The organism is Alcanivorax jadensis T9 (genome assembly GCF_000756655.1).
GTDB classification, from domain to species: Bacteria; Pseudomonadota; Gammaproteobacteria; order Pseudomonadales; family Alcanivoracaceae; genus Alcanivorax; species Alcanivorax jadensis.
Genome location: NZ_ARXU01000003.1, coordinates 72,268 through 86,415, shown reverse-complemented (window position 1 = coordinate 86,415; position 14,148 = coordinate 72,268). Strand labels below are relative to the sequence as shown.

Here is a 14,148-nt window from a genome sequence, read left to right as displayed (position 1 = left end):
GCAGAAGGGGAAGAGAGGAGGGCAGCAACAAAAAAGGGCCAAACGGCCCCTTTTTGTTGCGATCAAAACGACTCGTTATCAGACATCCAGATTGGAGACCTGCAGCGCATTGGACTCGATAAACTTCCGACGCGGATCCACATCGTCACCCATCAGGCAGGTAAAGATCTGGTCTGCGGCGATGGCGTCCTCGATGGTGACCTGCAGCATACGCCGGCTTTCCGGGTCCATGGTGGTTTCCCACAGCTGCTCCGCGTTCATTTCCCCCAGCCCCTTGTAGCGCTGGAAGCTGGTGCCGCGGCGGGCCTGAATCATCAGCCACTCCAGGGCGTCGGCAAAGTGGCGGATGGGGCGCTGGGTTTCGCCACGCTGGATATAGGCATCAGCGGCCAGCAAGCCTTCCAGGGTTTCCCCCAGTGCCTTGATCTTCTGATAATCCGGCGACTGCAGGAAATCCAGGGTTACGCGATACTCGCGGGGTACACCGTGAGCAAGCACTTGCACACGTGGCAGGTACAAGCCACGTTCCTCGTCTCGAGCGGCGGTGATGGTAAAGGTCTGGGTGGCATCGGTAATGGCGTCTACCCGTTTGCCCAGCACCTGGCACCAGTCTTCCATGCCCGCCTGGTCCTTCAAACCTTCTTCGCTGACCGAAGGCATATAGATCATCTGCTCCAGCACTTCCTTGGGGAACACCCGGGACTGGCGATCGACAATCTTCATGACGTTGCGATATTCGGCAATCAGGTTGGCCAGAGGCTCCCCGCTGATTGGCGGCGCATCGTCACCCGGATACAGGGCGGTTTTTTCCAGAGCCAGGGTGGTCAGGTACTCCTCCATGGCCGGATCATCCTTCAGATAGGTCTCCTGCTTGCCTTTCTTCACCTTGTAGAGCGGCGGCTGGGCAATATAGATATAGCCCCGCTCGATCAGCTCGGGCATCTGGCGGAAGAAGAACGTCAACAGCAGGGTACGGATGTGGGAACCATCCACGTCAGCATCCGTCATGATGATGATGCGGTGATAGCGGAGCTTTTCCACATTGTATTCGTCGCGGCCGATGCCACAGCCAAGAGCGGTGATCAGGGTGCCCACTTCCTGGGAAGAAAGCATCTTGTCGAAACGCGCCTTTTCCACATTGAGGATCTTGCCCTTCAACGGCAGGATCGCTTGATTCTTGCGGTCACGGCCCTGTTTGGCAGAGCCCCCCGCAGAATCACCCTCCACAATATAGAGTTCGGAGAGGGCAGGGTCTTTCTGCTGGCAGTCCGCCAGTTTGCCCGGCAGACCGGCAATATCCAGGGCACCCTTACGACGGGTCATTTCCCGCGCCTTGCGCGCCGCATCCCGGGCGCGAGCAGCATCAATGATCTTCGAGGAAATGGCCCTGGCTTCCTGAGGATTTTCCAGCAGATAATCCTGGAACAGCTCACCCATGGTCTGCTCGACCGCACTTTTCACTTCGGACGAGACGAGCTTGTCTTTGGTTTGGCTGGAAAACTTGGGATCCGGCACCTTCACGGAAATCACCGCGGTGAGGCCTTCACGAGCGTCATCACCGGTAGGGTTAGCCTTTTCCTTCTTGAGCAGCCCTTCCTTCTCCATGTAGCTATTCAGAGTACGGGTGAGAGCCGCGCGGAAACCCGCCAAGTGAGTACCACCATCCCGCTGGGGAATGTTATTGGTAAAGCAGAACAGGTTCTCCTGGTAGGAATCGTTCCACTGCATGGCCACTTCCACAGCAATGCCATCTTCTTCCCGGTCGAACTGGAAGTGGAACACCTGGTTCAGGGGCGTCTTGTTTTGGTTCAAGTAGCTGACGAAGGCACTCAAACCGCCGTCATACTCGAACACATCCTCTTCGCCATTGCGCTCATCCAGCAGGTGGATACGCACCCCGGAGTTCAGGAAGCTCAGTTCCCGCAGGCGCTTGGCCAGAATGTCATAGTGAAACTTGATATTGGTAAACGTTTCCGGAGAAGGGCGGAAGTGAATGGCCGTCCCGCTGCTGTCGGTATTGCCTACCACTTCCAGAGGCATAGCCGGTACACCGTGGCGGTAGAGCTGCTCGTGGACCTGGCCATTACGACGAATGGTCAGCTTCAGCTCTTCGGAGAGGGCATTCACTACGGAAACGCCCACACCATGGAGGCCGCCGGACACCTTGTAGCTGTTGTCGTCAAATTTACCACCGGCATGGAGCACGGTCATGATCACTTCGGCGGCGGACATGCCTTCTTCTTCATGCATATCCACGGGAATACCCCGGCCATCGTCCTGGACGGACACGGATTCATCCGGGTGGATAACCACCTTGATCTCGGAACAGTGACCAGCCAACGCCTCGTCGATGGAGTTATCCACCACCTCGAAGACCATATGGTGCAGGCCAGTGCCATCATCCGTATCCCCGATGTACATGCCAGGGCGCTTGCGAACGGCGTCCAACCCTTTCAGCACCTTGATGCTGGATGAATCGTAATTTTTCTCCGCCATGGTATTTCCTTATTCACTCCCGGTGAGGGGCCGAAGTTGGCCATGTTCCACGTGGAACATTTTGCTCTCGATCGCCCGTAACGCTTTATTCTGCTGCACCACAGCCTCCCATTGGGGCTGATCCAGTGCGGTAATCAGGGTCTGGTGGCCAGTGGAAGCCAGATACCCCAGCATCTGATTACGGTGTTCTTCGTCCAGCTCAGCAGCCAGATCATCCACCAGCAGGGTACAAACTTTCCCTACCTGGCTGATCAACGGCAACTGAGCCAGCACCAGACCATAGGCAACCAGCTTGGCCTGGCCCCGGGAAAGGCGATCTCGCGCCACCACTCCCCGGGTTTCGATACGAATATCGCTGCGGTGATACCCTGCCTGACTGAACCCACGTCGGATATCGTCAGGACGGAGGCGAGCCAGGGCATCCGCATAGCTCTCGTCTTTTTGTAGTCCCGTCTGTAGATGCACCCGAATTTTCAACTCCGGCGCAAGATGAGACAACACCGCATCCAGGCCTGACTGCAAGGCTTGTAGATAGCTACGACGCAACCCTTCGATTCTATCAGAAGTCTGCGCCAGTTGCTGGTCCCAAAACCCCAGTTCACGGGGGTTCGGACGCCCGGTACGGAGTAGGGCGTTTCTCTGCTTCAGGGCCGCAGAAGCCGTGCGCCATACCGGCATAAATTCATGTTCCACGTGGAACATTCCCCAGTCCATAAACCGCCGGCGCAGGGCTGAAGCCCCAAACACCAGCTCTACCGACGTGGGATGCAAAGCCAGAACAGGCAGAAGACCCGCCACCTCACTAAGGGCCCTGGGGGTTTCCCCGTTGAGCTTGATGGCATCGATCCCACCCGGAGTCCGGCGCACGCCCAAACGGTGGATCTTCTCGCCTGCGGATACTTCCGCATAAAGGGTGGCCGCGGGCGCACCGTCGCGGACCAGCCGGGACAACCTGCCGCCACGGAATGACCGCCCCCCGCTACCAATGAAATAGATGGCTTCCAGCAGGCTGGTCTTGCCGCTGCCGTTATCACCAAGAATCACATTGAGGGAAGGGGAGAGGGCAATATCCAACTGGCGGTAATTGCGAAAATCTCCAAGCTGGAGACGGCTCAACATAGAAAGGAATCCACCCACAACAACCAGGGAAGCCGCCGCAGCAGCAAGAAATGACTGCACCGATTGTAGCTCAGGGAGAGGGCAGGGGCGATGATGCTAACACCTGTTTCCACCACAGAGGACACCGAGCTCACTCAGGAAACCCCATTTCCGACCAAAAGGGCGCCGTGCTGCTTCGCAAAGGATCTCACCCCTGAGCGCTCTGTGGTAACGATACCTTTACCGCAGCCGGCTGATGCCGGGCAAAAAAATACCCGGCGCGGTGGCCGGGTATTGGGGAGGAGCAGGGGCTGCTGATCAGAGCCGCATGGGCATGACCACATACAGGGCTGCCTTGCTCTCAGGATCCAGCACCAGGGCGCTGCTGTTGCTGTCGCCCATCTCCAGCTCTGCCTGGGTCCCTGCCATGGTGTTGAGCACGTCCAGCAGGTAGCTCACATTGAAACCAATCTCCAGGGGCTGCCCATTGAAGTCTACGGACACTTCTTCTTCCGCTTCTTCCTGCTCCGGGTTGTTGGCCACGATACGCAGGCTGCCTTCGGACAACTGAACCCGCACACCCCGGTATTTCTCATTGGACAGAATCGCTACCCGGGCCAGGGCCTGGCGCAGGGTTTCCCGGTCGGCAATGATGGTGCGCGAGCCTTCCTTGGGAATCACCCGGTCGTACTCGGGGAACTTGCCATCAACCAGTTTGGAGGTAAACGTAATCGCGCCCACCACAATACGGACATGGTTGCGACCCACGGTCAGGCGGGCATTTTCGCCGGCATCACCCAGAATACGGGACAGCTCCATCACCCCTTTGCGTGGCAGGATCACCGAGGCTTCTTCTACCGGCACATCCAGCTCCGCATCGCACAGGGCAAGGCGGTGGCCATCGGTGGCCACGGCACGCAGACGGCCCGGCTTGAGCTCGAACAGCATGCCATTGAGGTAATAGCGCACGTCCTGCTGGGCCATGGAAAAGGCAGTACGGTCGATCAGGCTGCGCAATACGCCGGGCTGGATATCCAGGCTGGAACCGGCAGCATCTTCTTCCAGATTGGGAAACTCGGACGCGGGCAGGGTGGAGAGAGTGAAACGGCTGCGACCTGAACGAACCAGCATGCGCTCGCCATCCACCTCGAAACGGATGTCGGCTTCCGCCGGCAGACTCTTGGCAATGTCCACCAGCTTGCGTGCCGGTACCGTGGTTTCCCCGGCCTGATGCTCCCCTTCCAGTGGCAGGCGAGCCACCAGCTCCAGTTCCAGATCGGTGCCTGTCATGGAAAGCTGCCCGTCACCCACCTCCAGCAGGACATTGGACAGCACCGGCAGGGTTTGCCGTTTTTCCACCACTGCAGCCACCTGTTGCAGGGGCTTGAGCAGTTGTTCTCTATTGATTGAGAATTTCATCGCGCTTTCCCGTTCTGGTTATTTGGGCCAGAGGCTCCCAGGCCCTTCCTTTACATATGATGCACAGAGCCGGCCACCGGGCCGGGGTTCCCCGTCAGGACGTCAGCGTCCGTAACAGGCTCTGGTAATCTTCCTCGATTTCCGGATTGGATTCCCGCAGCTGCAACACCTTACGACAGGCATGCAACACGGTGGTGTGATCACGGCCACCAAAATTTTCACCGATCTCCGGCAGACTATGGCTGGTCAGTTCCTTGGACAACGCCATGGCCACCTGCCGCGGTCTCGCCACCGAGCGGGTCCGTCGTGGAGAGAGTAGATCATTGATCTTGATCTTGTAGTACTCGGCCACCACACGCTGAATATTGTCGATGCTGATCTGTCGCGCCTGCAGGGCAATCAGATCCTTTAGCGCTTCTTTGATCAGGCCGATATCTATCTGAGCACCAGTGAAACGCACATGGGCGATCACCCGGCGCAACGCCCCTTCCAGTTCCCGTACATTAGAACGGATTCGTTGCGCGATAAAGAAGGCCGCGTCATTGGGCAGATCCACCTTGGCTTCTTCCGCCTTCTTTTTCAGGATCGCTACCCGGGTTTCCAGCTCCGGTGGCTCCATGGGCTGGGACAACCCCCAGCCGAACCGACTCTTGAGCCGCTCCTCGAGACCATCCACTTCCTTGGGAAACTTGTCACAGGTGAGAATGATCTGCTGGCCATTTTCCAGCAGCGCATTGAAGGTGTGGAAGAACTCTTCCTGGGACTGCTCTTTACCTGCAAAGAATTGAATATCATCAATCAGCAGCGCATCCACTGACCGGTAGAAGCGCTTGAACTCATTGATGGTCTTGTTGCGCAGGGCCGAGATCATATCCGCGACAAAACGCTCACTGTGTAGATAGACCACCTTGGCGTTGGGGTTGCGTCGCAGCAACTCGTTGCCCACCGCATGCATCAAGTGGGTCTTACCCAGGCCCACGCCCCCGTACAACAGCAGGGGGTTGTAGCCGTGGCTGGCCGGGTTCTCAGCCACCTGCTGGGCCGCCGCCGCCGCCATGCGGTTGGACTTGCCCTCCACAAAGGTGGCAAAGGTGAACCCGGTGTTGAGATTACTGCGATGCTTGCGGGCGCCTCCCAGCTCCGTAGGCTGCGGTTTGCTCTCCGCCAGCTCCGGTGTGCGCATATGACCGGAAGATGGCGTAGCGGGGCTGGCAGGGGCAGGAGAGGACGACTGGGCAGACGGAGCGGGCATCCGGCTGGATCCCACCTCCAGCCGCAACTGGGGCAGCGCGCCACTTTGCAGCTCGCCCAGTACCTCGCCGATGCGATCCATGTACTTGTCACGAACCCAGTCAACCACAAACCGATTGGGTGCAAACAGCGTCAGCTCGGCGCCATCCGCAGATGCAGCCACCTGTAATGGCCGAATCCACATATTGTACTGCTGTGACGGCAACTCATCCTCGAGTCGAGTCAGGCAGCGTTGCCAGAGCTCTTCAGACACGCACACGCCTTATTATCCTGGAACGATACTGCGCCCCTCTCTCTACACGAAGGCAAAAAGAGGAAGAACAAGGGACCCGACCGCGACAGAAATCACAGTCCAGCGGCACTCTTGGGCCCTGAATCGTCTTTTATGAACTGAATGAAAATTCGGTCAAAGAACCGGAATCGAGCCCGTCATTCTACCCCCTCAGAGCGATAACTATCCACAGGGCAGCCGGGATTTTTCCGGCTTTATTTCTGTGGATAACTAGGACCATAACCCTGTGCGGGAATGCAGGTACAACCCGGTGGACAACTGGAGGTACAACTTATACCCACATTTAATGACAGGTCGTCCCCCGTTCATCCCCAGTACTTACACACAATGGTACGCAAGTTATTAACGGCGCAACCTAATGATATAAATAGGGATTTCACGCTTATCCACAAAAAGTGCTTTCCCCTATAATAACTACTACTACAAAAAACATTTAAATATTTAAGTTCTATTAACAGTTCTCTCCAGCGCGTCTTGAACTTGCCTGAAAAGCTGATTGACAGAGGATTTCGCTTTCCCTAGACTTGCCGGCCTTCCAATTGCTGTCTCATTCCATGGGGAAGACACCATGAAACGCACATTTCAGCCCAGCGTACTCAAGCGCAAACGTGCCCACGGTTTCCGTGCTCGCATGGCGACCAAAAACGGTCGCAAAATCCTGGCCGCTCGTCGTGCCAAGGGTCGTAAGCGGTTGGCTGCCTGAGCCAACCGTTTTACTCTGCCCTCCTGGCTGAGGTAACAGTGCCAATAACCCGGGCTTTTACCCGCCAGCACAGACTTCTCACCGGACCCCAATATCAGACCGTATTCGACCACTCCAAATGGAAGGTGGGGAATGCGGCGTTTTTGCTATTGGCCTGTCCCAACCAGCAGGCTCTGCCCCGGTTGGGACTGGTGATTGGTCGCAAGCGTGCCAAACGTGCCGTTGACCGTGGTTGCGTCAAACGCAGAGCCCGGGAACAGTTCCGATTGAGGCAGGATAAACTGGCAGGTCTGGACATTATTTTGCTGGTTCGCGGACGAGTGGATCATCCGGACCCGGCAGAAGTCACCGACCAGCTTGGCAAGCTATTCGACAAGCTGCTTGCTAAGTGCGGGCAAGCTTGAGAAACTGCGGCCCGTTTTTCTCGCCACAGAATAGTCTGTTATGGAAATCCAGCGCGCCCTTGTAATTACCGGCATTGCCATCGTTTCCTACCTGATGATTCAGGCCTGGCAACAGGATTATGCCAACCCGACCCAGCCAGCCCCCGTTGAGGAGGTTGCGCAGAGCGCGCAAGGCAATGGCGACGGACTCGACCTGCCTTCCCCTCAGGCAGATGAGGTGGATAACGGTATTCCCTCTGCACCGTCAGAGCGGGTTGAAGCCCCTTCTTCCGAATCCACGGAAACCACAGCTAGCCAGCAACGCATTCGAGTTAACACCGATGTGTTGAGAGTGGAAATCGATCCCCAAGGCGGTGATATCGTTCGCCTGGCGCTGCCTGAGTTCCCCCATCATGTGGATACCCCGGACCAACCCTTCGTGTTGCTTGAGCAGGATGCCAGCCGCACCTATGTGGCTCAGAGTGGCCTGATTGGCAAGAACGGCACCGATTCCAGCGCCGGCCGTCCACTATGGAGTGCAGCCAAACAGAGCTACCAGCTGGATGAAGGCACCCAGGAACTGAACGTGGACCTGACCTTGCGTCAGGATAATGGCGCCGAGCTGGTCAAGCGTTTCACCTTTGAACGCGGCAGCTACCTGGTGCGCGTTAGCCATATTGTCCGTAACCAGGGCAACAGCGAGTGGTCCGGTGCCTTGTATGGCCAGATCAAGCGTGATGGCAGCGAAGATCCTGGTCTGTCCAACAGTGGCTTTATCCCCATGCCCACCTATCTGGGGGGTGCCTACTGGGACAGTGAAAAGCCTTACAACAAACTCGATTTTGAAGACATGTCAGAAAACCCGCTGGACCTGACGGTCCAGGGCGGCTGGCTGGCCATGGCGCAGCACTATTTTGTGACTGCCTGGGTGCCTGATGCCCAGCAGAAGAACCATTACTCCAGCGTGCACCTGGAAAAACGCGGTCAGTACCTGCTGCGGTTTGTGTCTCCTACCCTCAAGGTGGCACCAGGCGAAGAGAAGGTGCTTTACGCCGAGTTCTATGCCGGGCCCAAGCAGCAGGACAAGCTGGAGGCAATTAGCCCCGGTCTGAATATGACTGTGGATTACGGCTGGTTGTGGTTTATCTCCCAGCCCATCTTCGCCCTGCTGGTATTCCTGCAAAGTGGTGAAGTGTCCGTGTTCGGCATGGATATCGATATTGGTATGGGCGTCGGTAACTGGGGTGTTGCCATTATCCTGCTCACGCTCATTATCAAGGCGATCTTCTTCAAGCTCAGCGCCACCAGTTATCGCTCCATGGCGAAAATGCGCAAGGTGGCGCCGGAAATGCAGCGCATCAAGGAGCAGAACAAGAACGACAAGCAGAAAGCGCAAATGGAAACCATGAAGTTGTTCCAGCGCGAAAAGATCAACCCGCTTGGTGGTTGTCTGCCGATGTTGGTTCAGATGCCGGTGTTTATCGCTCTTTACTATGTGTTGCTGGAATCCGTGGAGCTGCGTCAGGCACCTTTCTTCCTGTGGATCAACGATCTGTCAGTAATGGATCCGTACTTCGTCCTGCCGATCCTGATGGGCGCCTCCATGTTCCTGCAGACCCGCCTCAATCCGACCCCGGCCGACCCCATGCAGGCCCAGGTGATGAAGTGGATGCCGGTGGTGTTCTCCGTGTTCATGTTGTGGTTCCCTGCCGGTCTGGTGCTGTACTGGCTGACCAACAACATTCTCTCCATTGCCCAGCAGTGGGTAATCACCCGCAAGATCGAAAACGAGGGATAACGGGCTCAACCCGCTATTCTTTACAAGCCGGCCGGGATTTCCCGGCCGGTTTTGTTTTATGCTGATGCTCCTTTTCCGGCCTTTCAGAATCACTTCATGTCGAATACAGCCCAGGACACCATTGTTGCGATTGCCACTGCGCCCGGGCGAGGTGGTGTTGGCGTGGTGCGTCTGTCAGGGCCTGACGCTGAAGGTATCGCGGGCAAGATTGTTTGTGATCGCTCACTGACCCCGAGAATGGCGCATTTCGCCAGATTCCGGGGTGCGGGTGGCGAGGTTATCGATGAGGGGCTGGTGATTGCCTTTCCCGCCCCCCATTCCTTTACCGGCGAAGATGTGGTGGAGCTACAAGGCCACGGCGGTCCGGTGATCCTGGATATGCTGGTGGCGGCCTGCATTGCCGCCGGCGCCCGCCAGGCCCGTGCCGGGGAGTTTTCCCAGCGGGCGTTCCTCAATGACAAGATGGATCTGACCCAGGCCGAGGCCATTGCCGATCTGATTGACGCAGGTACCAGCGCCTCGGCCCGTGCCGCTCTACATTCCCTGCAGGGGGTGTTCTCCGACGAAGTGAATCGCCTGGTGGAAGACCTGATCGGCCTGCGTATCTATGTGGAAGCAGCGATCGATTTCCCGGAAGAGGAGATCGACTTTCTTTCCGACGGCAAGGTGGCCGGCGATCTGCGCGAACTGCGAGCGCAGTGCCTGCGGGTACTGGATGAAGCCAACCAGGGCCGCCTGGTCCGCGAGGGCATGACTCTGGTAATCGCCGGTAAACCCAATGCGGGCAAGTCTTCGCTGATGAATGCCCTGGCGGGTTTCGATGCCGCCATCGTCACAGATATCGCTGGCACTACCCGGGATGTGTTGCGCGAATCCATCCAGCTCGATGGTATGCCGCTTAACCTGATCGACACCGCCGGCCTGCGTGACAGCGCTGACGTTGTGGAGCAGGAGGGGATTCGCCGCGCCTACGCAGAAATGAGAAAAGCGGACCGTTTGCTGGTGATGGTGGATTCCCGTGAGGGTGAGGTTAATCCACAAGATATCCACAGCTTGTTGCCGCAGAGTCAGCAACAACTGGAAAACCTGGATCTGCCGGTCACCGTGGTGCTCAACAAGGCAGATTTGTCCGGTATGGCCACTGGCCCCCTTGATAGCGACTGTTTCGTGATCTCTGCCACCACCGGTGATGGACTCCCTGATCTGCGCGATCACCTGAAAGCCGCTGCGGGGTTTAAAGGTGCGGGCCAGGGCGAAGGGCAGAGCCGGTTCTCCGCCCGCCGCCGCCACATCACTGCTCTGGAGCAAGCCCTGGCCGCCCTGGACACAGGGGAGCAGCAACTGCACGGCCATGCCGCCGGCGAACTGCTGGCCGAAGACCTGCGCGCCGCTCAAAAAGCCCTGGAAGAAATTACCGGTGCCTTTACTGCCGATGATCTGCTGGGGCGTATCTTTTCCTCCTTCTGTATTGGTAAATAAGAAAGAGCCATAGCCGCCGTGGATTCAGGGCGGAGCACTCTCCCGTCCGCAATAGTTACCCACAACCTTCCCGGTTGGCCAAATATCCCCCATTCCTGACCAAACCGCTCATCACAGAAATAAGTGGCGAAGCCCTTTCAAATCAAAAGCCTATCTGTCTGGTAAACATATTGTTTTGTTTTAAGCATTGAGTTGCATAGTTATTGCGCTAGGTTTGTTTGTGACTAGCCGGTCACAAAAGTGAACGGCTGTACATAAAACAATAACAACGCAATGAGGTGAGCATGCTCACCAGACCCAAATACAGACACTGCATCAGGTTATTCCGTGTTTTGCTGGTTGTCCTCGCGGCTGGCCCCATGGTGGGTAAGGCTGCACTGGAATCCCTGGATGAAGAAAGCCTGTCTCAGGTGACCGGCACGGGCCTGGCTATCGGCTTCGAGGATTTTCGCTGGCTGATCAAGCCCACCAGTTATTTCGAGCAGGTAGGCTCGGATCCGGTAGGCAGCACCACGTTGCAACGGGGGGACCTGCGCTGGTATGGCGTGAACATTTCCGGTGCGGGTACCGGGGGATTTCACTGGGATGAAAGCGGCGGCAATTTCGGCACGCCCTGTGATGCCTCAAGCCTCGGCTGCCCTCGTGGTGGACTGATCAGTGACTTTGCGCCCCATGATAACCCGTACCTGTTGCGCGCATTTTCGCCCCGCGGGGTCAGCTACGATGGCACCGTCGTCAACAGTGATCCCAATAACCCGGACAGCACCATCTATGAATATCTGGCGCCCAGTGCCCAGCCGGAATACACCTTTTCCTTTTGGGGAGAACTGGAAGTAGGTCGCTCCGGTAATAATGACAACCTGGCCGTCGGTACCGGGGATTTGCTGAAAACCCAGACCATCATTCGCGGTAATGCGGCCAATTCAGCCTTCCGCCTTTTCCAGTTTACCCAACCGGGTAACGAAACCTTTGCCATCCTTTACCACAGTCGCCTGCAGGGCGACTTCCGGTTTTCTGCAGCACAGCATGATGGTCCGGGCGCCAGCGATGTGGTGGGGCAACCGGTGAGGTTTGATGCCCTCGAAGGTCTGCATTTCAAAAATGTGGATGCCTATGTTCCGCTGGGACAGCTTTACTATCAGGCGCTGACCCTGGATACGGTGCCGTCTCAGGACGGTAATTTCATTCTGGAAATTCCGCGTCTACCCGATGTCCCTACCCATACAGCGGTTCATGATCATTTCTACTCGCTGGCCGTACCGGACAGTGCGGATGCCGGCTATATCACTGCCCGGGCAGCGTTATTGAGCAACACCCCTGGCGCAACGCCTTCTCATGCGGTGGATGATTCCTACTTTGTTACCCATGGCTACTCACGTTGGGGGGACTGGTATCCCTGTCGTGGGGTTGGTTGTCCAGCGGTATCGACAACGGTTTCTCCAAATCGCAATACCTACAACGATACCGATGACGGCATCTTCTTTCGCAAGTGTGAAAGCTGCGATGACTTTGATGCGTTCGCTTACATGATCACGGCGGTGGATGTTCGGCCAGGACAGGATCAGTACTCCTGCCCGGGGGGAAGCAACTGTGGTGATTATGCCCCGCGTGGAGGCTCCGGAGGTGTTGCGGATCGCTATTATCGTCAGGCAGTTAATTGTACCGCTAATAGCGGGAGTGATTACCAATGTGGCTATGGAGGCAGCTACAACATCAGTGCCGGGTCTGATTACACCACGGTGAACAAGATGAACCCATCAACGTTGTTGGGGGTTCCCGGTACCAACACCCTTCCCGTTATTCGTACTGGTGTTGCAAACCTTGGAGATGCCAGAGCAGAAGGTTTACAGGTGAATTACATGAAATTTACCAGCTATGGTGCAGGGAATTAGAGAATTTTTATGGAAAATAAAACAAAAAAAATTCCGTCAGTAAAAATATCAGCTGCGCTCATATTGTTCTGGTTTTCATCTTCCTACGCGTTCAATGCTGGAGGTATGAGTCCTCTTGATGAGGATCAGATGAGAGCTGTTACGGGTCAGGGACTGATCGTTTCCGACAAAATATCAGGCAGCGCATTGTCGAATCCTAATGCCTACTCCACACCCTTTGAGTTTTATCGAATTGGCCTGGACGGTGAGCTTCAGTTGAATCTTAATGTTTCAAAGTTGCAACTTGGTTGCGGTGGAATTAACGACCACCTTTCCGGCCATGCAGGTTGTGATATCGATATTGATTACCTGAGCCTGATGGGAAGAAACGGCACGGATATCGGCGATCCAGGAAGCCCATTTACACTGGACAGGCCCTATATTGAATTTGCGGTAAAGAATGACAATTCCACAACTTTGCGGGAGATTGCCGGCATAAAGATTGGCGCGCAATCCGCAGATGGAGCCATCAGTGCAGGGCGGCGGTACTACACGAACAATGCGGTGAATCAGGAAAATACAGCGTTTGCCACTACCTGTAACCCCAGTGCCGTAACAGGTTCTGGCGTTGTGGGGTGCCATTCCGGGATAAACAGTGTCAGCGGATTTCTGGGTTCTGAGTTATCACTGACCATGGATATTGAGGCTCGGTTGCTGAGTATTTTTACAATAAGAGCAACAGGATGTACGGGAAGGACCAGCATAGGACATGATGACTGTGGCAATAATCTTTCTGATGCACTCTTTGTTGATATTGCCGGCACAAGAATGCAGACGCTTGGCCTGCAAGCTGCAGAACTGAAAACCAACAACCTTGAGTTCCTGGGGGGAAGTTGTGTTTTTTTTAACCCCCTTGCCTGTGCCGCTGAAGCAGTAATGGATACGGTTTTCGCCAGCCTCAATACCGATCTTCGTAACGTTCATAAACTGACATTTGAAGATACCTCGGATTTCTTTCTTTCCTTCCAGAGAGAGCCCATTGCATACCCCCGTTACAGCAAATTGACGCCGACGGAAGAGTTGCCTCCTGGCGCTTTTGATATCTGTGCCACCAGTAATGCTACCCCCCGTTGCTCAAGCAGTTATGCGGTTCCGGCGAATACCGGATGGTGGCTCAACGCCCCTTCCGTGAAGCTGCTGGATGTTTACAACCCCAATGCGGATCTTGGTAACCGCGGCATTGATGAAGCCATTGCATTGCTGGGGGCGCCGGGGTTGCTGCTGGAGCACCCCGAGTTTGATCTGGCGCCGAAACAAAACTGCTACGGCAGCACCATGTTCTGCTGAGAGAGGGAAAT

General features: G+C 56.1%; 10 protein-coding genes. 6 read left to right on the top strand and 4 right to left on the bottom strand.

Going from position 1 to position 14,148, the window contains the following annotated elements; all coding sequences use genetic code 11:
- Positions 1 to 78: 78 nt before the first annotated feature.
- The 4 genes from gyrB to dnaA form a co-directional block, all read right to left on the bottom strand.
- The gene (gene gyrB / locus T9A_RS05010) at positions 79 to 2,496 is read right to left on the bottom strand and encodes a DNA topoisomerase (ATP-hydrolyzing) subunit B (protein ID WP_035245697.1); all 2,418 of its coding nucleotides are present in this window, start codon (positions 2,494 to 2,496) and stop codon (positions 79 to 81) included.
- 9 nt (positions 2,497 to 2,505) lie between these two features.
- Positions 2,506 to 3,615 (bottom strand): DNA replication/repair protein RecF, encoded by a 1,110-nt coding sequence (recF, locus tag T9A_RS05005; protein ID WP_035245694.1) that lies wholly within the window; start codon positions 3,613 to 3,615, stop codon positions 2,506 to 2,508.
- Between the two features lie 297 nt (positions 3,616 to 3,912).
- Positions 3,913 to 5,013, bottom strand: coding sequence for a DNA polymerase III subunit beta (gene dnaN, locus T9A_RS05000; protein WP_035245693.1), 1,101 nt, complete (start codon positions 5,011 to 5,013; stop codon positions 3,913 to 3,915).
- Between the two features lie 94 nt (positions 5,014 to 5,107).
- A complete protein-coding gene (dnaA, locus tag T9A_RS04995) occupies positions 5,108 to 6,517 on the bottom strand; it encodes a chromosomal replication initiator protein DnaA (RefSeq protein WP_035245691.1) in 1,410 nt (469 codons plus the stop codon).
- A gap of 607 nt (positions 6,518 to 7,124) precedes the next feature.
- Here dnaA and rpmH point away from each other — a divergent pair.
- The 6 genes from rpmH (at position 7,125) to T9A_RS17005 (ending at position 14,137) form a co-directional block, all read left to right on the top strand.
- Positions 7,125 to 7,259, top strand: a complete 135-nt coding sequence (rpmH, locus tag T9A_RS04990; protein ID WP_011590025.1) for a 50S ribosomal protein L34 — start codon at positions 7,125 to 7,127, stop codon at positions 7,257 to 7,259.
- A 38-nt stretch (positions 7,260 to 7,297) separates the two neighbouring features.
- On the top strand, positions 7,298 to 7,663 hold the full coding sequence (gene rnpA / locus T9A_RS04985) for a ribonuclease P protein component (protein ID WP_035245689.1): 366 nt from the start codon (positions 7,298 to 7,300) through the stop codon (positions 7,661 to 7,663).
- A 40-nt stretch (positions 7,664 to 7,703) separates the two neighbouring features.
- Positions 7,704 to 9,440 carry a membrane protein insertase YidC gene (yidC, locus tag T9A_RS04980; RefSeq protein WP_035245687.1) on the top strand — a complete coding sequence of 579 codons (1,737 nt, stop codon included), beginning with the start codon at positions 7,704 to 7,706 and terminating at the stop codon, positions 9,438 to 9,440.
- Between the two features lie 96 nt (positions 9,441 to 9,536).
- The gene (gene mnmE, locus T9A_RS04975) at positions 9,537 to 10,919 is read left to right on the top strand and encodes a tRNA uridine-5-carboxymethylaminomethyl(34) synthesis GTPase MnmE (RefSeq protein ID WP_035246250.1); all 1,383 of its coding nucleotides are present in this window, start codon (positions 9,537 to 9,539) and stop codon (positions 10,917 to 10,919) included.
- 284 nt (positions 10,920 to 11,203) lie between these two features.
- Complete coding sequence (locus T9A_RS04970) at positions 11,204 to 12,811, top strand: hypothetical protein (protein ID WP_156964833.1); 1,608 nt, start codon at positions 11,204 to 11,206, stop codon at positions 12,809 to 12,811.
- A 9-nt stretch (positions 12,812 to 12,820) separates the two neighbouring features.
- Positions 12,821 to 14,137, top strand: a complete 1,317-nt coding sequence (locus tag T9A_RS17005) for a hypothetical protein (protein WP_156964832.1) — start codon at positions 12,821 to 12,823, stop codon at positions 14,135 to 14,137.
- Positions 14,138 to 14,148: the final 11 nt, after the last annotated feature.